Origin of the sequence: Diaphorobacter ruginosibacter, from assembly GCF_014395975.1 — a bacterium.
In the GTDB taxonomy this organism is placed as follows: domain Bacteria; phylum Pseudomonadota; class Gammaproteobacteria; order Burkholderiales; family Burkholderiaceae_C; genus Diaphorobacter_A; species Diaphorobacter_A ruginosibacter.
The window spans coordinates 5060001-5082619 of record NZ_CP060714.1 but is presented as its reverse complement, the minus strand read 5'-3'; the positions used below and the strand labels follow the sequence as shown (position 1 = coordinate 5082619).

The 22619-nt window shown below is 63.1% G+C and carries 22 protein-coding genes and 2 rRNA genes (1 of these 24 only partly in view); 11 read left to right on the top strand and 13 right to left on the bottom strand.

Annotated features, from left to right (window positions below):
• The first annotated feature begins 107 nt into the window (after positions 1–107).
• The 4 genes from H9K76_RS22910 to kynU all read left to right on the top strand — a co-directional run bounded on the left by H9K76_RS22910 (position 108) and on the right by kynU (position 4323).
• Positions 108–1097 carry an ABC transporter substrate-binding protein gene (locus H9K76_RS22910; protein WP_187597533.1) on the top strand — a complete coding sequence of 330 codons (990 nt, stop codon included), beginning with the start codon at positions 108–110 and terminating at the stop codon, positions 1095–1097.
• 95 nt (positions 1098–1192) lie between these two features.
• A complete protein-coding gene (locus H9K76_RS22905) occupies positions 1193–1972 on the top strand; it encodes an ABC transporter ATP-binding protein (protein ID WP_187597532.1) in 780 nt (259 codons plus the stop codon).
• A gap of 5 nt (positions 1973–1977) precedes the next feature.
• Positions 1978–2922 (top strand): ABC transporter permease, encoded by a 945-nt coding sequence (locus H9K76_RS22900; RefSeq protein WP_187597531.1) that lies wholly within the window; start codon positions 1978–1980, stop codon positions 2920–2922.
• 126 nt (positions 2923–3048) lie between these two features.
• Positions 3049–4323, top strand: a complete 1275-nt coding sequence (gene kynU, locus H9K76_RS22895) for a kynureninase (protein WP_187597530.1) — start codon at positions 3049–3051, stop codon at positions 4321–4323.
• A 30-nt stretch (positions 4324–4353) separates the two neighbouring features.
• On the opposite strand, the gene H9K76_RS22890 is transcribed toward kynU, so the two are convergent.
• The 3 genes from H9K76_RS22890 to H9K76_RS22880 are packed head-to-tail and all read right to left on the bottom strand — an operon-like array spanning position 4354 to position 6672.
• Positions 4354–4782 (bottom strand): RidA family protein, encoded by a 429-nt coding sequence (locus H9K76_RS22890; RefSeq protein WP_187597529.1) that lies wholly within the window; start codon positions 4780–4782, stop codon positions 4354–4356.
• Positions 4779–5696 carry a dihydrodipicolinate synthase family protein gene (locus H9K76_RS22885; RefSeq protein ID WP_187597528.1) on the bottom strand — a complete coding sequence of 306 codons (918 nt, stop codon included), beginning with the start codon at positions 5694–5696 and terminating at the stop codon, positions 4779–4781. Before H9K76_RS22885 ends, H9K76_RS22890 begins: the two co-directional genes overlap by 4 nt.
• 40 nt (positions 5697–5736) lie before the next feature.
• Positions 5737–6672, bottom strand: a complete 936-nt coding sequence (locus tag H9K76_RS22880; RefSeq protein WP_187597527.1) for an alpha/beta hydrolase — start codon at positions 6670–6672, stop codon at positions 5737–5739.
• A gap of 93 nt (positions 6673–6765) precedes the next feature.
• Between H9K76_RS22880 and H9K76_RS22875 the strand changes: the two genes are divergently transcribed.
• A complete protein-coding gene (locus tag H9K76_RS22875; protein ID WP_187597526.1) occupies positions 6766–7182 on the top strand; it encodes a VOC family protein in 417 nt (138 codons plus the stop codon).
• A complete protein-coding gene (locus H9K76_RS22870) occupies positions 7179–8156 on the top strand; it encodes a 2-hydroxyacid dehydrogenase (protein ID WP_187597525.1) in 978 nt (325 codons plus the stop codon). Before H9K76_RS22875 ends, H9K76_RS22870 begins: the two co-directional genes overlap by 4 nt.
• 208 nt (positions 8157–8364) lie before the next feature.
• Here H9K76_RS22870 and H9K76_RS22865 read toward each other — a convergent pair whose 3' ends face one another.
• The 6 genes from H9K76_RS22865 to H9K76_RS22840 all read right to left on the bottom strand — a co-directional run bounded on the left by H9K76_RS22865 (position 8365) and on the right by H9K76_RS22840 (position 13071).
• Positions 8365–8919: a VOC family protein gene (locus tag H9K76_RS22865; protein ID WP_187597524.1), complete on the bottom strand. Its 555-nt coding sequence runs from the start codon at positions 8917–8919 to the stop codon at positions 8365–8367.
• A gap of 51 nt (positions 8920–8970) precedes the next feature.
• Positions 8971–9912, bottom strand: a complete 942-nt coding sequence (locus tag H9K76_RS22860) for a fumarylacetoacetate hydrolase family protein (protein WP_187597523.1) — start codon at positions 9910–9912, stop codon at positions 8971–8973.
• A gap of 87 nt (positions 9913–9999) precedes the next feature.
• Positions 10000–10971: a Bug family tripartite tricarboxylate transporter substrate binding protein gene (locus tag H9K76_RS22855; RefSeq protein WP_187597522.1), complete on the bottom strand. Its 972-nt coding sequence runs from the start codon at positions 10969–10971 to the stop codon at positions 10000–10002.
• Positions 10972–11089: 118 nt separating this feature from the next.
• Positions 11090–11674 carry a malonic semialdehyde reductase gene (locus H9K76_RS22850; RefSeq protein ID WP_187597521.1) on the bottom strand — a complete coding sequence of 195 codons (585 nt, stop codon included), beginning with the start codon at positions 11672–11674 and terminating at the stop codon, positions 11090–11092.
• Positions 11675–11815: 141 nt separating this feature from the next.
• Positions 11816–12649 carry a GntR family transcriptional regulator gene (locus H9K76_RS22845; RefSeq protein WP_187597520.1) on the bottom strand — a complete coding sequence of 278 codons (834 nt, stop codon included), beginning with the start codon at positions 12647–12649 and terminating at the stop codon, positions 11816–11818.
• Between the two features lie 158 nt (positions 12650–12807).
• Positions 12808–13071, bottom strand: a complete 264-nt coding sequence (locus tag H9K76_RS22840) for a hypothetical protein (protein ID WP_187597519.1) — start codon at positions 13069–13071, stop codon at positions 12808–12810.
• A gap of 213 nt (positions 13072–13284) precedes the next feature.
• Between H9K76_RS22840 and H9K76_RS22835 the strand changes: the two genes are divergently transcribed.
• The 3 genes from H9K76_RS22835 (at position 13285) to H9K76_RS22825 (ending at position 15686) form a co-directional block, all read left to right on the top strand.
• Positions 13285–14250: a LysR substrate-binding domain-containing protein gene (locus H9K76_RS22835; RefSeq protein WP_187600804.1), complete on the top strand. Its 966-nt coding sequence runs from the start codon at positions 13285–13287 to the stop codon at positions 14248–14250.
• 36 nt (positions 14251–14286) lie between these two features.
• Positions 14287–15138: a metallophosphoesterase gene (locus H9K76_RS22830; protein WP_187597518.1), complete on the top strand. Its 852-nt coding sequence runs from the start codon at positions 14287–14289 to the stop codon at positions 15136–15138.
• Between the two features lie 125 nt (positions 15139–15263).
• Complete coding sequence (locus tag H9K76_RS22825) at positions 15264–15686, top strand: universal stress protein (RefSeq protein ID WP_187597517.1); 423 nt, start codon at positions 15264–15266, stop codon at positions 15684–15686.
• A 10-nt stretch (positions 15687–15696) separates the two neighbouring features.
• Here the strand turns inward: H9K76_RS22825 and H9K76_RS22820 are convergent, their stop codons facing one another.
• Positions 15697–16251 carry an SMI1/KNR4 family protein gene (locus H9K76_RS22820; RefSeq protein WP_187597516.1) on the bottom strand — a complete coding sequence of 185 codons (555 nt, stop codon included), beginning with the start codon at positions 16249–16251 and terminating at the stop codon, positions 15697–15699.
• Positions 16252–16320: 69 nt separating this feature from the next.
• On the opposite strand from H9K76_RS22820, the gene H9K76_RS22815 reads away from it, so the two are divergent.
• Entirely contained in the window at positions 16321–17100 is a 780-nt protein-coding gene (locus H9K76_RS22815) for a hypothetical protein (protein ID WP_187597515.1), read from the top strand.
• Between the two features lie 27 nt (positions 17101–17127).
• Here the strand turns inward: H9K76_RS22815 and H9K76_RS22810 are convergent, their stop codons facing one another.
• Positions 17128–18039, bottom strand: a complete 912-nt coding sequence (locus H9K76_RS22810; RefSeq protein WP_187597514.1) for a LysR family transcriptional regulator ArgP — start codon at positions 18037–18039, stop codon at positions 17128–17130.
• A gap of 87 nt (positions 18040–18126) precedes the next feature.
• Here H9K76_RS22810 and H9K76_RS22805 point away from each other — a divergent pair, with 87 nt between their 5' ends.
• Entirely contained in the window at positions 18127–19470 is a 1344-nt protein-coding gene (locus H9K76_RS22805) for a D-amino acid dehydrogenase (protein WP_187597513.1), read from the top strand.
• Positions 19471–19763: 293 nt separating this feature from the next.
• On the opposite strand, the gene rrf is transcribed toward H9K76_RS22805, so the two are convergent.
• Positions 19764–19876, bottom strand: a 5S ribosomal RNA gene (rrf, locus tag H9K76_RS22800).
• A 136-nt stretch (positions 19877–20012) separates the two neighbouring features.
• Positions 20013–22619: ribosomal RNA gene (locus H9K76_RS22795) — 23S ribosomal RNA — on the bottom strand (it continues 272 nt past the right edge of the window).

Genomic DNA, 22619 nt, shown 5'->3' with positions numbered 1-22619 from the left:
ACTTAATATCCGATGCCGCAAACTATATATTATTTTTGCATTGCACGTTCCTCCCATCCAACCCTAATAGCCCGCCACCTCGAACCCGGGCAACACAGGAGACAAGCATGACTCGAACCTCCCGCGCCACCTTCAACAAGGCCCTGATCGCCGGCGCCCTGGTCACGGCCTTCAGCGGCAGCGTCTGGGCCGATCCCATCAAGATCGCCATCGCCAACTTCGGCGACCACCCGCAGCTCAACGAATCCGTCGACGGCTTCAAGAAGCAGCTGGCCAAGGAAGGTTACGTGGAAGGCAAGGACGTGGTCTACGAACTGAGCCACACCAACTTCGACGCCACGCTGCTGCCGCAGATGATCGCCAAGCTGCAGGCCGGCAAGCCCAAGCTGATGCTGACCATCACCACGCCGGTCTCGCAGGTGGCCAAGAAGGCGCTGGCGAACTCGGGCATTCCCATCGTGTTCAGCGTGGTGACCGATCCCGTGGCCGCCAAGCTCACACCGTCGTGGGACAAGGGTGACAACGGCATCACCGGCTCGTCCGACCTGCAGGACATGGGCGCCGTGATGCAGTTCGCGCACAAGCTGGTGCCCAATTCCAAGAACTTCGGCATGCCCTACAACCCCGGCGAGGCCAACGACGTCGCGCTGCTCGAGAAGGTCAAGCAGGTCGGCGCGGGCAACGACTACAAGATCGTCTCGGTGGGCGTGGACAACGCCAACGACATCCAGCAACGCATCACCTCGCTCAAGGGCAAGGTGGACGTGCTCTACAACCCCACCTCCAACCTGCTGCAGCCCGCCACGCCTGCCGTGTCCGCCGCGGCGCGCCAGATCGGCGTGCCGTTGATGGGGGCCGACCCCGAGCCGGTGCACAAGGGCCTGGTGGTGGCCGCCGTGGCGGTGCGCTACGAGAAGGTCGGCGAGAACGCCGGCAAGCTCGCCGCGCGCATCCTCAAGGGCGAGGACCCCAAGAACATCGCGCCGATGAAGCCCACGCTGGCCGACCACGAAACCGTGGTGTCGCGCTCCGCGCTCAAGGCCTTCAAGATGACCGCGCCACCGGCCATCGCCGATTGCAAGTGCTTCGTGGATTGATGCCGGCTGGCCAACGATCAAGAGCAACGTGATTCCGGCCGGGTGGCGGCGACGACGCACCCGCCCGGCCAGGACTACGAAGAAACAGGACAGTCATGCTGGAAGTAAGAAACGCACGCAAGGTCTTCTATCGGGGCAAGCCCGATGAGAAGATCGCACTCAACGACCTGAACCTGAAGCTGGGCACCGGCGAGTTCGGCATCATCATCGGGACCAACGGCGCGGGCAAGAGCACCATGCTGAACGCCATCAGCGGTGCGCTGGCACTCGATTCGGGCTCGGTGGTGGTGGGCCACGAGGACGTCACCGACCTGCCCGTGCACAAGCGTGCGCAGCGCATCACCCGCGTGTTCCAGGACCCGATGAAGGGCACGGCCGCCAGCATGACGATTGCGGAAAACATGCTGCTGGCCGAGCTGCGCGTGCAAAAGCGCACGCTGCGCCCGGGCCTCACGGCCGCCCGCCGCGCGCTCTACAAGGAACGCCTCTCGGTGCTGGGCCTGGGCCTTGAGGACCGGCTCGACGCGCGCGTCGACCTGCTCTCGGGCGGCCAGCGCCAGTCGCTGTCGCTGGTGATGGCCGTGAGCACGTCGCCGCAGCTCCTGCTGCTGGACGAGCACACGGCGGCGCTGGACCCCCGCACCGCCGACCTCGTGATGGCGGCCACCGTGAAGGCCGTGGAGGCATTCCAGCTCACCGTGCTGATGGTCACGCACAACATGCAGCACGCCATCGACTTCGGCCACCGCGTCTTCATGGTGGACGCGGGCCGCGTGAAACTGGAGATCGGCCCCGAAGAGAAAAAGGGCCTCACCGTGCCCGACCTGATCTCCCACTTCTCCACCAAGAGCGACCGCATGTTGCTGGCGAGCTGACCACCATGACCGAATTCATCCAGACCACCTTCTCGACGTTCTACGCGCTGATCCCCGTCACCATTGCGCAAAGCCTGATCATGGGCTTCGTGGTGCTGGGCATCATGCTGCCGTTCCGCGTGCTGAACTTCCCCGACATGACGGCGGAAGGCGCCTTCCCGCTGGGCGGCTGCGTCTGCACCGTGCTCATCATGGCGGGAATGAATCCCTGGCTCGCCGTGGCGATCGCCATTCTCGCGGGCTTCATCGCGGGCTGCTGCACCGCCTACATCCACCTGCGCTTTCGCATCCACACGCTGCTGGCCGGTATCCTGATGACCACGATGCTCTACAGCATCAACCTGCGCATCATGGGCCGCTCCAACATTTCGCTGTTCGGCAGCGACAGCATCCTGGACATCATTCCGGTGGCCGACTCCGGCTCGCCGTGGAACAAGATCGCCATCGTCGGCGCGCTGCTGGCCGTGGCCTTCGTCGCGTTCAACTATTTCTTCAAGACCGAGAAGGGCACGGCCATGCGCGCCGTCGGCGCCAACCCCGACATGTCGGAGGCCCAGGGCATCAACGTGTGGACCGCCACCATCGTGGGCATCGGCATCGCGGGCGGCTTCTCGGCCATGGCCGGTGCGCTGATGGTGCAATCGCAGGGCTTCGGCGACATCAACATGGGCCTGGGCGTGCTGATCAACGGCCTTGCGGCGCTCATGATCGGCGAGGCGATCATCGGCAACCAGACGGTGTTCCGCCAGCTTCTCGCGCCCATCGTCGGCGCGCTGATCTACTATCAGCTGATCTCGCTGTGCCTGGCTGCCAACATGCCGCCGCCCGACCTGAAACTGGCCACCGGCCTGTTCGTGCTGTTCATGCTGGGCCTGCCTTCGCTGCGCGGGGGCCGCAGGCGCGGCAGCGCCCCTGGCCGCGAGAGCATGCGCGAACGCCCGGCCGGCTGAGGAACGGCACGCGTGCATCGACCAGGTGCACGCTGCCGGACCACAGACACCCTTCAACACCGTTTCCCATCTCCTGGAGTGCCCCCATCCGGCCCTCCAGCGGATCTCTTCTCGACAGGACTCTTCATGACATCCAAGACACTGACCCTCGCCGACTGCCGCGCCATGGACGCGAGCGACCCGCTGGCGAAACTGCGCGACCAGTTCGACCTTCCCGCGGACGTGATCTATCTCGACGGCAACTCGCTGGGCGCCATGCCCAGGTCCTCGGCCCGGCGCGCGCAGGACGTCATCACGCAGGAATGGGGCGTGGGCCTGATCCGCAGCTGGAACACGGCCGGCTGGTTCGACATGCCGCGCAAGCTGGGCAACAAGCTGGCGCGCCTGGTGGGCGGCAACGACAACGAAGTCGTCGTGACCGACACCACCTCCACCAACCTGTTCAAGGTGATGGCCGCCGCGCTGCGCCTGCAGAAGGACAAGGCACCCCAGCGCCGCGTGATCGTCTCCGAGCGCAACAACTTCCCGACCGACCTGTACATCACCCAGGGCCTGATGGACCTGCTCAGTTCGCTGGGCAGCGCCGACTATGAGCTCCGGCTGGTCGACGGCGTCGAGGGCCTCGAGGCCGCGCTGACCGAGGACGTCGCCGTGGTGCTGCTCACCCATGTGAACTACCAGACCGGCTACATGTACGACATGGCCGACATCACCGCCAAGGTGCACAAGGTGGGTGCCGTGACCGTCTGGGACCTGTGCCACTCCGCCGGCGCCGTGCCCATCGACCTGAACGGCGCGAACGCCGACTACGCCGTGGGCTGCACCTACAAGTACCTGAACGGCGGCCCGGGTTCGCCCGCCTTCCTGTGGGTCCATCCACGGCACCAGGAAAGCTTCTGGCAGCCGCTGTCGGGCTGGTGGGGCCATGCCCGCCCGTTCGCCATGGAATCGCAGTACGACCCGCACCAGGGCGTGAAACGCTACCTGTGCGGCACGCAGGCCATCACCTCGCTGGCGCTGGTGGAGAATGGCCTCGACACCTTCGCCGACACCAACATGGAGGAGCTGCGCGAGAAGTCGCTCAAGCTGACGTCGCTGTTCATCGACCTGGTGCACCAGGAGTGCGCCGGCTTTCCACTCACGCTGAACACGCCGCTCGACACCAAGTACCGCGGCAGCCAGGTCGGCTTCGAGCATCCCCACGGCTTCGCCGTCGTTCAGGCCCTGATCGAGCGCGGCGTGATCCCCGACTATCGTGAGCCCAGCATCATGCGCTTCGGCTTCACGCCGCTGTACATCGGCTTCGAGGACGTGTGGAACGCCGTCGCGGTGCTCAAGGAGATCCTGCAGAGCAACAGCTGGGACCAGCCGAAGTTCCACCAGCGCGGAACGGTGACCTGATCGATCGCCCGCTCGGCGGACCGGCGATGATCAGCTTCCGTTCACGCGGGCGATGGCCTTGATTTCGACGGCCATGTCCGGGTGGGGGAGTCCCCTGACCACCACGGTCGTGCGCGTCGGCGGTTCCTGCTCGCCGAAGAATTCGGCCCATGTCGCATTGAACGCCGCGAAATCCTTCTGGTCGACGAGATAGCACGTCAGGTCGAGGCAATCGGCCAGGCTGGCCCCGGCCTCGCGAAGAATGCCTTCGATGTTCCGCAGCACCCTGCGCGTCTGCGCGGGCACGTCGTACGCCACCTCGCCCTGCGCCGTGCGTACCACGCCGTCGATGCCGCCGTCGGGCATGCGCGCGCTCACGCCCGCGACGTAGATGGTGTCGCCATGCCTTCGCCAGCGCGCATAGTTGCCAAGCGGCCTGGGCAGTGCCTGCGCAGGCGTGCTCGAATGAGCGTCGCTCATTGCCCCGCGCCCATGTCGAAGCGGGCGTCCCTGAGCTCCGCCATCAGGCCTTCGGCCCAGGAGGCATCCGCCGCCACGAGGGGCGGGCGCACATGATCCCAGCCGGCATCGCCGAAAGCCTTGGCCACCACGTGCTTGAGGGCGGGAATCATCGGCTTCGCCTGGAAGATACCGCGGACCACCTTGAGCTCGGCCTGCAGCGCATCGAACTCCGGCGTACCCCATGCCTTGAGCGCACGCGCGATCGTGTTCGGCTGCACGTTGGCGGTCGCGGAGATGCATCCCGCGGCCCCCAGCGGCAGCGCTTTCTCCAGCAGCGCCTCGGAGGCCGGATAGACCTCGAAGCCCGGGAACTCGCGCAGCATGCGTTCGGTGTTCTCCCAATTGCCCGAACTGTCCTTGATGCCGACGACAGTCTTCGGATAGGCGGTGATCAGCCGCTCGATCAGCGCACAGGTGATGGGCACGCCCGTGAACTGCGGGATGTGATAGAGGTACAGCTTGAGGCGATCGGATCCCACGGCCTCGATGATCTGCGCGTAGTAGGCGAAAAGCCCGTCGTCCGAAGCCGGCTTGAAGTAGAACGGCGGCAGCGTGAGCGTGCCCGCACAGCCCAGCGCCACGGCGGCACGCGTCAGCGCAATCGCCTCCGGCAAGGCGCACAGGCCCGTTCCGGGAATCATGCGGTCTGCGGGGATGCCCGCTTCCGCGAGCCTCTCCAGCAATGCGATCTTTTCCTCGAGCGCGAGCGAGTTGGCCTCGCTGTTGGTGCCGAAGACGGCCAGCCCCGCGCCTTGCGAAACCAGCCAGCGACAGAAGCCGATGAAGGCCTCGGAGTTGACCGAGAGGTCGGCGTTGAAGGGCGTGAGCGCGGGCGCGAAGACCTGGGGGCTGCGCTGTGCGATGTCGGTCATGTGTCTGTCTCCTGGTCGTTGAAATATCGGGAGGCCGCGTTCAGGCATCGCGCATGAACGCGATGAGTTCGGGGCCCAGCGTCTCCTCGCCGCTGTTGAAGTGCGCGACGATCGACGTGTGGTTGTGCCGCGGCAGCGCGACAAAGCGCGAGAGCGCATCGCGAGGCGGCCGCTGCGCGGCCTCGAAGAACTCCCGGCCATAGCGGTCCAGATGCGTGTTCTCGTGCTCCGCCACGGCCACCAGCACGGGAACGTTGCTGCAGCCCACATGGGTCGACGGCGAGCGCTGCACATACAGCGACTCGTCGTCGCCAAAGTAGGCGCGCACGCCGTTGGCATTGGGGTTGTCGGGCAGCACATCGGCCGTCAGGCGCGCGCTGATCAGCATGGCGCCGCGGATGTCCTGCTCCGAGAGCCTGTCGCTCACCGCGGGATCGAACAACGCGCTGGCCACATGCGATCCACCGGCCGAATGGCCCATGAGGAAGATGCGCGCGGGATTCCCGCCATGGGCAGCGATGTGCCGCTGCACCCAGCGCACGGCGGCGATCACGTCGTCCGCGCCGCCCGGGTAGGGTGCATCGCCCGCCAGCCGGTATTCCACATTCACGGCCACGCAGCCGCGGTGTGCGAACCAGTAGGTGACGTTGTCGTAGATGGCGCCATTGGCACTCTTGTTGCCGCGGATGAAGGCTCCGCCGTGAAAGAACATCAGCACGTCGCGCGGCGCGGCCTGCGGCCCGCGCCATTCGGCCCTGCTGTAGACATCGAGCCGCTGGCGCTCGGCTTCTCCGTAGCGGATGTCGCGCTCCACTTCGATGCCACCGTTGTCCGTGCGCAGCACCAGCGGTGAATAGGTCTTCACCACCAGATCGCGGTGCGCATTGATGTTGCTGGCCCAGATCGCGCCCGCTTCGTCCAGCAGCGCCTGCTGGTCGGCGTCGAGCGAGCCGAATGGTTGGGATGAATGACTCATGCCAAAAATTATACACATTCATTCTTTGGTATACCAAATAATGATTTCATCGATATAATTTGCCCACCAATACACTAGCTAGGAGACTCTGGTATGGAAAAACTCAGGCACATTGCACTTTCGGTCAGCGACCCCGAGGCCGCTGCACAATTCTTCGAACAGGCTTTCGGCATGACGCGCGCAGGCCGTGCAATGCGCGGCTGGTACATGACGGACGGCGTGATGAACGTCGCCCTGCTGAACTTCAAGGACGAGACCGTGCCCGGCTACGAAAAGCTCAAGGACGTGCGGGGCGTGATCCACTTCGGCATGTGGGTGGACAACCTGGAGGAAGCCGAGAAGAAGGTGCTCGCCGCCGGTGGAACCTATCTCACGGGCCGCAAGGAAACCGATCCCAACGTGTTCTATGAAGTGAAGTACCGCACGCCCGACGGCATCGTGTTCGATATCACCGAATCGGGCTGGAAGGGTGCGGTCAAGGAAGTCGAGCCCGTCGAGAACCAGGCGTGAGCGAGAACCGCCTTGCGACGGCCGATGTCCCACGGCACGTGCTGTCGCTGATCCCCATCCCCGCCGTGACCCGCGAGGCGCTCTCTGCACGCCACGCGCTGCACGAGGCCCCTCGAGGGCTGCGAGACCTCACCGCCACGGACGCCGGCAGCATTCCATTCGAGAAGATTGCAGCCGTCGTCACCAACGGCACGACCGGCCTCTCCGGCGAATGGATGGCCCGTATGCCCGCGTTGCGCGTGGTGAGCGCATTCGGCGTCGGCCACGAGAACATCGACCTGCAGGCGGCCGCGGCGCAGGGGGTGACGGTGACGAATGCCCCCGGCACCAACGACGAAACCGTGGCCGACCATGCGCTGGGCTTCATGCTCGCACTGAGCCGCGGCTACGGCACGCTCACCACAGCGGTGCGCGCGGGCCGCTGGGAATCCTCGCGCGCCGCGCGCCCCACCCTCAGCGGCGCCGCGGTGGGCATCATCGGCATGGGCCGCATCGGCCAGGGCATCGCACGCCGCTGCGAGGCCTTCGGCATGCGCGTGGCCTACTGCACGCGCAACCCGCGAAGCGACCTGCGGCACTACATCCACGAACCCGACCTGCAGGCCCTCGCACAACAGTCCGACTTCCTCGTCGCCGCCTGCCCCGGCGGACCGGCAACGCATCACCTCATCAACGCCAACGTGCTGAGAGCGCTGGGCTCCCTGGGCTACGTGATCAACGTGGCACGCGGCAGCGTGGTGAACACCGACGATCTTGTGCAAGCGCTCGAACACGGCGTGATCGCCGGCGCGGGCCTGGACGTGCTGGAGGACGAGCCCCGGGTGCCCGATGCCCTCGCGCAAAGGGACAACGTGCTGATCACACCGCACATGGCGGGCCGCTCGCCGGCCGCGCAACAGGCGCAGACCGACGTGCTGCTGCAAAGCATCGAGGACGCCCTCGCCGGGCGTGAGCCTCGGTACAAGGTGGGCTGATCAGGCTGGATGCTCGTCGCCTGCTCCTATCTCCAAGGGGCGGGCACGGGGCACGGGTACGGCGGGTTCTGCCTTGGTGGTCAGGAAGTCGGTTGGTGGGGTTGAGGGTGGAGGCCGGGGGCACTCCCGGCCTCTGCAAGCAACCCCGCAGCAAACACAAAAAAACTAAAAAGGGCCACAAAGGCCCCCCAAAGAATCCCATCAAAAACTACTGCTTTTCCCGCGTCTTGGACTCCACCAGATGCGCAGGCGGCGGCACCACGAACCGCTCGAGCCGATACTGATCGAAGCTCTCCAGATTCCGCTCCCACACCTCCGCCTGATGCCTGCCATCCTGCGGTATCTGCGTCATCTCGCAGTACACCTCGACATTGTTGCCATCGGGATCCTTGAACACCAGGAACAGGTTGTTGCCCGGACCATGGCGACCGATGCCACGCACGATCTCCACGCCGTGCTCCTGCAGCACCTTGACGGAGCGCTCCATCTCCTCCTCGCTATCGATCAGATAGGAGAAGTGCTCGAGCCCCGGACGCGAATAGCGCGGCAGATCGTTGTAGTCGGGCGAATCCTTGTCGGGCAGCTGGGCAAGGGCCAGATCGTGGTGATCGACTCCCGCACGCAGGAAGACCATGTTCTCGCCGATCCAGTCCGACACCTCCAGCCCCATCACCTCGGTGTAGAACTTCGCGGACTTCTGGATGTCGCGCACCATGAGCACCATGTGGCCGAGGCGGCGGGGCTTGAGCTTGCTGGTTGTCATCTCGTTTCTCCGGAAATGTTCATTCGCACAGTCAATCAATCAATCCATCGGTCAGGCCGACGCCGCGACGACGTGGTTCTCGATGGAGCCGATGCCGTCGACCGATGCGACCATCAGATCGCCCGGCTTGAGGAACACGCCCTTGCCCATGCCGACGCCCGTGGGCGTGCCCGTGGCGATCATGTCGCCCGGACGCAGCGTGAGAATGCTCGACAGGTACTCGATCTGCTCCGCGATATTGAAGATCATGCCTTCGGTCGATGCATCCTGCATGCTCTCGCCGTTCACGGTGAGGCGCATGCGCAGCTGCATGGGATCGCCCAGGCAGTCGCGTGGCACGAACCATGGGCCGATGGGCGCAAAGGTGTCGAAGCTCTTGCCACGGAACCAGTCGTGCGAGAACGGATAGTCGGAGCGGCGCGTGAGATCGCGCGCGCTGACATCGTTGATGACGGTGTAGCCCGCGATGTGCTCGTACGCGTTGGCGGCGCTGATGTTGCGGCCGCCCTTGCCGATGATGACCGCAAGCTCCACTTCCCAGTCGAGCTTCATGGTGTTCGATGGCATCACCACGGCCGTCTTGGTGGCGGTGATGCTGCTGTCGGCCTTGATGAAGATATAGGGCGTGCTTTCGCTGCGCGCGGCCAGCTTGGTGCCCATCTCCGCGGCGTGCTCATAGTAGTTCGACGCGGTGGCGAAGATGCGCGTCGGCGCATAGGGAATGCCCAGCGCGCCGTCCTGCACGGGCAGCTTGACCGCACCGCTGCGGATCGCCTGCCCGGCGGCTTCCAGCATGCCGAGCACGTCGCCCGAACGCTCCCAAGCGGCGAGCAGCGTGCCAAGGTCCGCGGGCAGCGCTGCCGTGTTGCCGACAGCGGCGGCCTTCACCGCATCGTGCGCGTCATAGACCTTCTCGTCGATCACCAGGCCCAGGCGCTCGCCCGTGATTCCGTTGATCTTGGCCGCGTAGGCGGCGATTCCAAACCATTGCATGTCTCTTCCTTGCTTTCTCTGTGCCCGATCGGTCGACCGGGCAATCCATGTTCAATCAGTTAATTAATTAGGCAGTGAACCCGTGAATCAATCGGTACGGATGCCGGAGTTCTTCAGGGCCTTGCCCCACATGTCGACCTCGCGCTGGATCTGCACACCGAAGGCCGCGCGCGTCGCAAACACTGGCACCACGCCCATGTCCTCCAGCTTCTTGCTGATGCCGGGGTCGTCCTTCATCTTCGCGACCTCGGCTGCGATGCGATCCAGGATCTCCGGAGGCGTGCCGGCCCGCGCCACCAGGCCGTTCCAGGTGCTGACCTCGTAGCCGGGATAGGTCTCGGCGATGGTCGGGACGTTCGGCAGCTCCTTCAGGCGCGTGGGACTGGAGATCGCGAGCAGGCGAAGCTTGCCGGTGCCCATCTGCGGAATCACTTCCGACGGGCTGGCAGAGTACATGTCGATCTGCCCGCCGATCAGATCCGTGATCACCGCCGCCCCGCCCTTGTAGGGCACGTGCGTCATGTCCAGCCCGGCGCGCCTCGCGAACATGTAGGCCGACAGTTGCGTGAGGGCTCCCGCGCCGCCGCTGCCGTAGGTGATCTTGCCGGGCTCCTTCTTCGCCAGGTCGACGAATTCACCCAGGGTCTTCGCGGGCAGCGAAGCACGCGTGGTGATCACGAACGCGTTCGCGCCGATGTTGGCGACGGGCGCGAACTCCTTGAGCGGATCGATGTTGAAGCTGGCGTTCACGAAGGGGGCCGTCACCACCTGCGTGGCCGTCGCCATGAACAGGGTGTGGCCATCGGCCGGCTGACCCAGCACCTGGCGTGCCGCGATCAGGCCCGAGGCTCCGGGCTTGTTGTCCACGATCACGGAAGTGCCGAGAGCCTTGGTGAGATGCGTGGCGGTCAGGCGCGCGATCACGTCGGTGTTTCCACCCGCGCCGAACGGCACGACGATGGTGATGGGCTTGCTGGGCCAGTTGCCCTGCGCGGAGGCTGCGGTGGCGACACACAGCGCAAGGGTTGCTGCGGCCGCAGCGGCGATGGCTCGGTACATGTCTTGTCTTCCTTGGTTTATTTTTTGGTATACCAAGAATACATAAGAAAATACAAAATATCAAGAGAGCTCACCATGAGGGATGAAACTCTCCGTTTCACGTACCCCGCCCACGTCTTCAAAGCACCCGGCAGGCTTCGTTGAAATCGAGTCGCGGCAACCTCGCGAACAGCTTCGACGGGTCTCCGTGGCCGAGGTTGCACAGGAAGTTGATGCGGTATCTGCCGTCAGGGAAGAACGTCTCGTTCACCAGGGCCTCGTCGAAGCCGGACATCGGCCCGCAGTCCAGGCCCACCGCCCTGGCCGCCAGCAGGAAGTAGCCCGCCTGCAGCGTGGCGTTGCGAAATGCCGTGCGATCCGCATGCACGGCGTTGTCAGCGAACGTGCGATAGAGCTGGGGGTTGTGCGGGAAAAGGCGCTCCGCGTGGGCGTGGAACCGCGTGTCCCAGGCCAGCAATGCCGTCACCGGTGCGGATGCGGTCTTTGCGACATTGCCCGGACTGAGCGCCGGCGTGAGGCGTGCGCGTGCCTCTGCCGTGGTGAGGAACACGACGCGCATCGGGCTGCAGTTGGCGCTGGTGGGGCCCATTTTCATGAGGTCGTAGAGGCGGCGCAGCACGTCCTCCGCCACGGGCGTGTTCTGGAATCCGTTCTGTGAACGGGCGTGATTGAACAGCGTGTCCACGCTGAAATTCTCTGGCATCACAGGAGCACCTTGTTGGTCGATGAAGGGAGCAATCCACCTCGCAGGCGCCCTCAAGGCCGGCAATCCAGGCGATGGATTGCACCAAATTCTACTTCAGCATTGATTTTGGTATACCAAAATCAATTTAGGAATTCAAAATTAAGCAGCAGTGCGCTTGCGCGGTGCGGCCGCTGCGGAGGCGGCGGTCTTCGCGGGACGACCTCTGCGGGGCGTGGCGGGGCTCGCCGTGGCGCCCGGTGCGGCATTGGCCGCTGCGCGCGGTGTCTTGGCAGCCACGCGTTTGCGTGCGGGCCTGGCGGCCTCCTCCTGGGCGGCCTCGACGCCTTCGGCCTCCTTGGCCTGGCGCAGCGCGCGCAGGGCCGCATTGCCCAGGTGCGCGTTGTGAGCACGCATGGCCAGGTAGGCCGCCTCGCCGTTGCCGCCGACGATGGCGTCAACAATGTCCTTGTGCGCATCGTGCGAGGTGACAAGGCGATCCGTCTCGGCGGGATGGAACTGGCGATAGGGGCTCAGGCGATCGCGGATTTCTCCCACCATGCGGGCGATGACCGTGTTGTGCGCGCCTTCGAGGATCAGGCGGTGCAGCTCGCGATTGGCATCGAGGTACTTGTCCAGGTTGCCTTCGGCCACATACTCGTTGGTGCGCTCGTGGATGTACTGAAGCTCGGTCTTTTCCATGGCGGTCATGGATTCCGCCGCCAGGCGCGCGCACATCGCCTCAAGCTCGCAGTTGGCGTGCAGGATTTCCGTGAGGTCCTTCACGCTGATCTCGGACACCACCACGCCGCGCATCGGCAGCAGCTGCGTCAGGCCACGCGCCGCCAGCTGGCGCAGTGCCTCGCGCACCGGAGTGCGGGACACATTGAACTGCTGCGCAAGCTCGCGCTCATCCAGCCGTGTGCCTGGCCTGAAATGGCCACTGATGATTTGCTCGGATATCAGCGACTGGATCTTGGCAGCGATGGTGGGCATTGGTATTTCTTCAACTGAGGATGCACTGCATTCTAAGGATTCTGCATACCCGGGTTCCACAGCCGACGCACGGCCCTGGTGCCCGTCCCTATCCACCCGCCGACAAAAAAGGCACCTCGATAGGTGCCTTTCGCTGGTGGACGGCCCGGCCGCCCGGATCAGTCGTAACGGCGGATGTTGTCGACCGCCAGGCCGTTCATGGCACGGCTCAGGTCCGCGATCAGGCGGGCCTCGCGCAGGGCGCGGTTATAGTGGCGTTCTTCTTCGCGGGCGCGGCGACGTGCCTCGGTCCAGGACTTGGCGAAGTTGGCGACGAAGGCGAACAGTCCGGTGGAGGATGTGCCCAGGTGATCTGCTGCGCGCCGCACGCGCTCCACACCTGCGTGGTTGGTAATGGCGTCTGTACGTACAAAGCTTGTCATGATGTAAACCTTTGGTGCCTGCAGAGCTGATTTCCCCTGCAGAGTCCATATCATAGGGTTTTCCCTAGTGCTTTTCCAATTTATATGTTGAATCTCAGTCATTCATTGCGGTGATGATTGAGCGTGCCCTCCGTCCCTCCATCCTCCCCTTCGCACGCCCCGTTCAACTTCCGGTCTCTGGACCTGAATCTGCTGCGTGTGTTCGACGAGGTCATGGCGGAACGCAATCTGACGCGCGCGGCCAACAACCTGTCCATCACCCAGCCCGCTGTCAGCAACGCGCTGCGCCGCCTGCGCGAACTGCTCGATGACGAACTGCTGGTGCGCAAGGGCCACGGCGTGGAGCCCACGCCGCGTGCACTGGCGATCTGGCCGGTGGTGCGCCAGTCGCTCGCACGGCTGCAGGAGACGCTGGCCCCCAACAGCTTCGAGCCGGGCACCGCGCGCTCGACCTTCGTGCTGGCCATGGCCGATGCGACGAGCGCCACGCTGCTGCCACCGCTGGTCGGGATCACCGAGCGCGAGGCACCGGGCGTGTCGCTGCGCATTCTTCCGCTGACCACGCGCGATCCGCGCAGCCTGCTCGACGATGCCAGCGCCGACCTCGCCGTGGGGTACTTTCCCGCCGTCATCTCCGACATCACGGCGCAGGCCCAGTCCGACAACGTGATGACACACGAGAGCCTGCGCCTTTATGACGGCGAATATGTCTGCGTAATGCGGCGCGGCCACCCTCTGGCCGACGCACCGCTCACGCTCGATGCCTATTGCGCGGCACGGCACCTGCTGGTCAGTTTCTCGGGCAAGCCCTTCGGCTTCATCGACGAGGCGCTGTCGGGCCTGCAGCGCGAGCGGCGCATCGTGCTCACGGTGAACCAGTTCTTCACCGCCGGCCGCGTGGTGGTCAACTCCGACCTGCTGACCGTGCTGCCGCGCCATTTTGTCGGCGTGGCGAGCCTCGCGGACGACCTGATCTGGCGACCGCTGCCGATGCGGCTGCCCGCCGTGCACGTGGATGCCATGTGGCATCCCCACCGCACCCACGATCCCGCGCACCGCTGGCTGCGGGATGCCATCGCCCGCGCGGCGATCCAGACCACTCCCCAGCAGGCCATGCTCCTGCAGAACCAGGCGCACCTGATGAAAAAGGACGCTCCGCCATCCACGGACCGGAAATAGGAAATAGGAAATAGGAAATAGGAAATCCCAAGGCCCATGAAGATCCAATTGCTCTCCGACCTGCATCTGGAAACCCATCCCCAGTTCCAGCCCACGCCCGCGGCGGGCGCCGACCTGCTGGTGCTGGCGGGCGACGTGGGCTCCTATCAGCGGGGCTCGCGGCTTGCCGGCACCCACTTCGGGCTGGAGCGCTTCTCGCCGCTGCCGCAGTTCGCGCACTGGCCGACGCCGGTGATCTTCGTGCCGGGCAACCATGAATACGACAACCAGGACTTCGACGAGGCGCACGCGCGCCTGCGGCGTACCTGCGATGAACTCGGGCTGATCTGGCTCGAGCGCGAGTCGCTGTTGATGGACGGCGTCCGCTTCGTCGGCACCACCCTGTGGAGCGACTTCGATGCGCTGGCCGAGGACGATGCCGTGAGCCATCCCGCGCGCTATCTGCAAAAGCGCGAAAAGGCCTTTCGCGCGGCCAACTTCTACCTCAGCAAGACACAGGGCACGCGCCACGGCGAGCCCTTTCTGGCCGAACAGGTGCGCGAGCAGTCGCTGACCTGTCAGGCATGGCTGAAGGATGCGCTGACCACGGCACCCCACACCGGAGGCCCGACCGTCGTCATCACGCATTTCGCCCCCAGCCTGAAGAGCGCCGATCCGCGCTACGGCCTGGTGCCGGGAACCGCGGGCTTCTGCAATGTGATGGATGACCTGCTGCCCTACGCGGACCTGTGGATGCATGGCCATCTGCATGCCCCGAGCGACTATATGGTCACGGGGCCCCGGGCCGACGCAAGCGTGCACCGCTGCCGCGTGGTGGCCAATCCGCTGGGATATGCCGTCAAAGGGGAACAGGAAACGTTCCAACCCGCATTCTGCGTAGAGGTTTGATATGCCTCAGGACCGAAACCAGTGTAGATTGAGATCTCTCAACCGACAGCCAAGTTGACCCAAGTCAAGCCCCTGACGCTTGTCGGACCGTAACCTGACAGCACTCATACCTTTGGAGATTGTCGATGAAAGTCTTGCTCGCAGTTGACGGAAGCGCCTACACCAAGAAGATGCTGACCTATCTGGTCACCCATGACGCCATGATGAGCGACACGCTGGAATACACGGCGCTCACCGTGTGCCCCGAAGTTCCGGCGCGCGCACGCAAGGCCCTCGGCAAGGCCATGGTGGACCAGTACTACGCCGACGAAGGCGAGAAGGTGCTGGCACCGGTCATGAAATTCCTCAAGAAGCACGGCCTGCAGGTGACATCCCTGGCCAAGACAGGCCATGCGGGCGACACCATCGCGAAGATCGCCGAGACCGGCGGCTACGACCTGATCATCATGGGCACCCAAGGCGTGAGCGCGCTCAACAAGCTGGTGATGGGCTCGGTCAGCACCAAGGTGCTGGCGCAGTGCAGCGTGCCGGTTCTGCTGATCCGATAGGCCCCCGCGGTCAATCCTCCTCGATGTATTCCTGCGGCTCGGCCGCGATCTGCGTGGCCGAAACGGCGAGCAGGTTCGGGAAATCCTGGCTCACGAACGTCATCTGGTCGGGATCGTGCACGAACGCAATGATCTGCCCCGACCGGCCCGACGCTGCAGGGGATGCATCCGAGATCAGCATCATCACCGGCGCGGAAAAGCCCGCGAACGGCAGCCAGCCGTCCTGGAACCAGCCCTCGCGCAACCGGGCATCGCGCGGCTGCTCCTCGTCGTAGCCCGCATAGCGCGGGGCACGCTCGCGCATGTTGCGCCGCTGCCGGAGGGCCTCCTCGATCGGCAGGAAGTCGAATCCCGTATAGAAGTCGGGACGCGCGAACAACGGCGTCCAGCTTGGGGCGCCATTGGCAATGCGCCATGCCGCCTTGAGCGCCGGATCGATGGCGAATCCCAGCTCGTGCTCCGCCGCCGCGATCTGCTGCTCGGTCGCGGGCGCATTCAGTTCAAGCGTCGCACCGGCATCGGCGTACACGCCCTGCATCACCTCGATGAATCGGACAAAATCCATGGCAGCTCACTCGTGTTCCTGAAGCAAGGGTGCGACTATCTCACAAGCCACCCGCAAAGGAGCCATCGAGTGCCCTCTCCTCCGCCCGCCGTGCTCGCATTGTGGGTCGCGGCCGTCCAGACCGGCGACATGGCCTTGCCCATGCACTATCCACAGGCTGATCGCTGGGAAAGCCTGCAGTCGGGCTTCCGGTCGCACGGCATCACTGGCGAGAGCCTGACCGGCACCCAGGAGGGCGCCTGGCAGCCAGGCTGGCATGTGGTCGCGCTCAATGGGTTCGATGATCCGTTCTTCATCGACCTGGAAGAGGAGGCACTGGGCTTCCCCGTCTACTATGCACCGCATGGCGCGGGCCGGTGGGATGCCACGCCGGTTGCGCCCAGCCTTCAGCGCTTCGGGGACATGCTGCGGGCACTGGCCGCGTATGGAGAGGACGACGCAGCGGCGCTGCAATGGCTGCAGGCCCACACCGAGAACGGTCATCTCCTGTGGGATGAGGTGAAGCAGACCCGCCTCGAACGCATGGAATGCGCACGGCAGGACCACGATTCCGCGCTGGCGCCTGCCGAGGGACCGGCTCTGTGGCAACGTGGCGAGCTTGTCCTCCTCCAGGTCGGCCCCGCCAAACTCAAGGTCGTCCACGCACTCCGGCAGGCCCTGGAGCTGACGCCACAGCAGGCACTGCAGAGGATCGCCCATGCGCCCGCCCTCCTCGGGACAGAGACCCGTGGCCGCCTGCGGAGGCTTGAGACCACACTGGAATCGCTGGGCGCAGTGGTGGAGTTCAGGCCGGCGACACGACCCGACGCCCCAGCGGATACCACAGCGCCGTTGCCACCGATCCGCTGAGCCGCATCTCGCCCGTCCCGGCAGGCCTCAGTTCGACAGCGCCTTCCGGGCGGCTTCCGTCAGCGCAGTCGACAGCGCATCCAGCACCTCCGACTCGAGGTTCCAGGAGTGCCAGTACAGCTGGATCGGCAGCTTGTATCCCGGTGCCAGATCCACCAGCAATCCCTTGGCGACAAGGGGCGCGGCCATCAGTTGCGGCACCACGCTCACCCCCCAGCCAGCCGCCACGGCGCGCACCTGCCCCTCGGAGCTTGGAACAAAGACGCTGGGCAGCGACACCCGCTTCAGGCCGAAGCGACGCGCGACGAACTCGGCCTGCATGTCGTCCTTGCGGTTGAAGCAGACGAAGGTCACCTCCCGGAAGTTGTGCGCCGTGAGTCCGCCCGGCAGGTGCATTCTCGCGAACTCGTCGGATGCCACGGCCACATACTCCATCGCTCCCAGCGGCACGACCTTGCATCCGCGCAGCGGCTGCTTGAGCGTGGTCACGCAGCCCAGCACCTGTCCGGAGCGCAGCCATTCCTGCGTGAAGTCCTGGTCATCGGTGATGATCTCGATCGGCAGATTGCGGCGTGCAAGCGGCCCCAGGGCCTCGAGGGCCCAGGTGGCAATGCTGTCGGCATTGATCGCGATCGAGATACGCTCTTCATCGCGCGCACCCCCCGGTGCCCGCGGCGCCAGATCCTGCAGGTCGCGCTCCAGGTCTGCTCTCAGCAGGCGCAGTTGCTTGGTGTGCTTCAGCAGCAATTGGCCGGCACTGGTCGGGCGCAGCGGCCGGCTGCGCACGATCAGCACCGACCCCACCTGGGCTTCGAGTGCCCGAAGGCGCTGCGAAACCGCCGACTGCGTCACGTTCAGGCGCTGCGCCGCGCGCTCGAACCCGCCTTCCTCGACAATCGCCGCGAGACATTCCAAGGCCGCCGGATCGTAGGTGTTCATCTCATTCGAATATTAGTAAAACTGATGTTTTTCGATGAACTTTAATTTCACTTTTCATTTGAGGCAAGCCGTCGCACACTCCGCCCCATGAAAACCATCGTCCTCGGCGCCGGCATCATCGGCATCTCTACCGCATGGCACCTCCTCGAGCGCGGCCATGAAGTCGTTGTGGTCGACCGCCAGCCCGATGCGGCGCTGGAGACCAGCTTTGCCAATGGCGCCCAGATTTCGGTGAGCTACTGCGAACCCTGGGCCAACCGCGAGGCACCGCTCAAGGCGATCAAATGGCTGTTCGACAAGGAAGCTCCGCTGCTCCTGCGGCCGCAGATGGATCCTCACCAGTGGAGTTGGCTGCTCAAGTTCCTGGGTCAGTGCAACGACAAGGCCTTCGAGCGCAACGTGCAGCAGATCGTCGCCCTGGGCGCCTACAGCCATGCCGCCCTGAAGGACGTGATCAGCAAGACGAACTTCGAATTCGAGCGCCTTGAGCGCGGCATCGCCCATTTCTACACCGACCAGAAATCCTTCGACGCCGCCGGCGAGGCGGTTGACGTGATGCGCCGCTACGGTGTGCAGCGCCGCGTGGTCAGCAAGGAAGAGCTGTTCAGGATCGAGCCGGCCTTCAAGGCCTACGGTGACCACATCACCGGCGGCACCTTCACGAACACCGACGAAAGCGGCGACGCCCGCGTGTTCACCCAGAAGCTTGCCAGGCTCTGCGAAGAGCGCGGCGCGCAGTTTCTCTACAACCACGACATCGTGCGCCTGAACAAGGAGGGCGATACCGTCCGCTCCGTATCGGTACGCGCACGCACGGCCTATGACGGGGGCCCAAGCGCCTTCGACCTGAAGGGCGACGCCATCGTGGTGGCCTGCGGCAGCTACACCGCGCCCATGCTGCGCACCGTGGGCATTCGTGTGCCGATCTATCCTGGCAAGGGCTACAGCGCCACCTTCGACATCCTCAAGCCCGATGAGGCGCCGTTCGTCTCCACCATCGACGACGGCAAGAAGGTCGCCATCAGCCGCCTGGGCAACAAGCTGCGCGTGGCCGGCACCATCGAGCTCGGCGGCTTCGATCACGACCTGGATTCGCCTGTGGCACGCGCCCGCTGCCACATGCTCTCCCGCCGCATCGAAACCATCCTGCCCGGCGTATGCGACACCCGCACGCCTGAGGAAGGCGGCGATCCCCAATACTGGACAGGCCTGCGTCCTGCTACCCCGACGAACATCCCGCTGATCGGCCGCACCCAATTGAAGGGTTTGTGGATCAATGCGGGACATGGCACGTTGGGTTGGACGCATGGCGCTGGTTCCGGCAAGGCGATGGCGGAACTGCTGTGCGGAGAGCGTCCGGCCATGGCGTTCAATTTCACCGGGTATGAGACGGCCCAGCCTGCCATTCGGCACATGCCTCGCACGGCTTGAGCAGGCTGACGGCCTTTCCCCTCTGATGAATGGAAGAGCGGAGCACTTGTGTGTTCCGCTCTTTTTTTGTTGTGTTGTTTGCGGATGTGGTTTGTAGAAACACCTGCGTTGTTACTTGAGTTCAGAGGCCGGGGGCAGTCCCGGCCTCTGCGGTGTGGCCAGGTGAGGAGATGTTCTACAGGGCAGAGGGAGCCCTTTTCATGCCCCTGCAATGGAGTGCTGTGCGATTGTGGCGCCCCCAAAGCAAAACGCCCTCCGACTCTGTCGAGTGGAGGGCGGTTTGGGCTGTAAGAGCCTGACGATGACCTACTTTCACACGGGAACCCGCACTATCATCGGCGCAAAGTCGTTTCACTGTCCTGTTCGGGATGGGAAGGAGTGGGACCAACTTGCTATGGTCATCAGGCATAACTGGGTGCTTGGCAGTTCATTTGGTGAACTGCGTTGCGAATTCATAGAGTCTTCAATCAGCTCAATCGTATTGAGGTTAATTTGATTGCGTACTTGGCATAACTACAAGTCTTTGAACATATCAAAGTTATAGGGTCAAGCCGCACGGGCAATTAGTACTGGTTAGCTTAACGCATTACTGCGCTTCCACACCCAGCCTATCAACGTCGTGGTCTACAACGACCCTTCAGGGGGCTCGAGGCCCCGGCAGATCTCATCTTGAAACGAGTTTCCCGCTTAGATGCTTTCAGCGGTTATCTCTTCCACACATAGCTACCCTGCGATGCCACTGGCGTGACAACAGGTACACCAGAGGTGTGTCCACTCCGGTCCTCTCGTACTAGGAGCAGGCTTCCTCAAATCTGCAGCGCCCACGGAAGATAGGGACCAAACTGTCTCACGACGTTTTAAACCCAGCTCACGTACCTCTTTAAATGGCGAACAGCCATACCCTTGGGACCGACTACAGCCCCAGGATGAGATGAGCCGACATCGAGGTGCCAAACACCGCCGTCGATATGAACTCTTGGGCGGTATCAGCCTGTTATCCCCAGAGTACCTTTTATCCGTTGAGCGATGGCCCTTCCATACAGAACCACCGGATCACTATGTCCTGCTTTCGCATCTGCTCGACTTGTCAGTCTCGCAGTTAAGCACGCTTATGCCATTGCACTATCGTCACGATGTCCGACCGTAACTAGCGTACCTTCGAACTCCTCCGTTACACTTTGGGAGGAGACCGCCCCAGTCAAACTGCCTACCATGCACTGTCCCCGATCCCGATAAGGGACCTAGGTTAGAACCTCAAACACACCAGGGTGGTATTTCAACGTTGGCTCCATGAGAACTAGCGTCCTCACTTCAAAGCCTCCCACCTATCCTACACAGATCTGTTCAAAGTCCAATACAAAGCTACAGTAAAGGTTCATGGGGTCTTTCCGTCTTTCCGCGGGGAGATTGCATCATCACAAACATTTCAACTTCGCTGAGTCTCAGGAGGAGACAGCGTGGCCATCGTTACGCCATTCGTGCAGGTCGGAACTTACCCGACAAGGAATTTCGCTACCTTAGGACCGTTATAGTTACGGCCGCCGTTTACTGGGACTTCAATCAAGAGCTTGCACCCCATCATTTAATCTTCCAGCACCGGGCAGGCGTCACACCCTATACGTCCACTTTCGTGTTTGCAGAGTGCTGTGTTTTTATTAAACAGTCGCAGCCACCGATTTTTTGCAACCCCTTTGGGCTCGCTCTGTACGAGTCCACCTACTTGGGGCATACCTTCTCCCGAAGTTACGGTATCAATTTGCCGAGTTCCTTCTCCTGAGTTCTCTCAAGCGCCTTAGAATACTCATCTCGCGCACCAGTGTCGGTTTGCGGTACGGTCGTCAATAGCTGAAGCTTAGTGGCTTTTCCTGGAAGCAGGGTATCACTCACTTCGTCTGCAAGCAGACTCGTTATCACCCCTCATCTTAGCCCGGCGGATTTGCCTACCGGGCACGACTACAGGCTTGAACCAACATATCCAACAGTTGGCTGAGCTAACCTTCTCCGTCCCCACATCGCACTATTGATCGGTACAGGAATATTGACCTGTTTCCCATCAGCTACGCATCTCTGCCTCGCCTTAGGGGCCGACTCACCCTACGCCGATGAACGTTGCGTAGGAAACCTTGCGCTTACGGCGAGCGGGCTTTTCACCCGCTTTAACGCTACTCATGTCAGCATTCGCACTTCTGATACCTCCAGCATCCGTCTCCAGACACCTTCACAGGCTTACAGAACGCTCTCCTACCACGTGCAATAAATTGCACATCCGCAGCTTCGGTAACTGGCTTAGCCCCGTTACATCTTCCGCGCAGGACGACTCGATCAGTGAGCTATTACGCTTTCTTTAAATGATGGCTGCTTCTAAGCCAACATCCTGACTGTTTTAGCCTTCCCACTTCGTTTCCCACTTAGCCAATTTTAGGGACCTTAGCTGGCGGTCTGGGTTGTTTCCCTCTTGAGTCCGGACGTTAGCACCCGGTGCTCTGTCTCCCAAGCTGTACTCTGCGGTATTCGGAGTTTGCCTTGGTTTGGTAAGTCGCCATGACCCCCTAGCCAAAACAGTGCTCTACCCCCGCAGGTAATACTTGAGGCACTACCTAAATAGTTTTCGGAGAGAACCAGCTATTTCCAAGTTTGTTTAGCCTTTCACCCCTATCCACAGCTCATCCGCTAGTTTTGCAACACTAGTCGGTTCGGACCTCCAGTACCTGTTACGGCACCTTCATCCTGGCCATGGATAGATCACTTGGTTTCGGGTCTACACCCAGCGACTAAGACGCCCTATTCGGACTCGATTTCTCTACGCCTCCCCTATTCGGTTAAGCTTGCCACTGAATGTAAGTCGCTGACCCATTATACAAAAGGTACGCCGTCACCCCTTACGAGGCTCCGACTTTTTGTAAGCATACGGTTTCAGGATCTATTTCACTCCCCTCCCGGGGTTCTTTTCGCCTTTCCCTCACGGTACTTGTTCACTATCGGTCGATGATGAGTATTTAGCCTTGGAGGATGGTCCCCCCATATTCAGACAGGGTTTCTCGTGCCCCGCCCTACTTGTCTGCAGCCTAGTACCACCACTGTGTTTTCACATACGGGGCTATCACCCACTATGGCCGGACTTTCCATTCCGTTTTGTTAACACAATGACT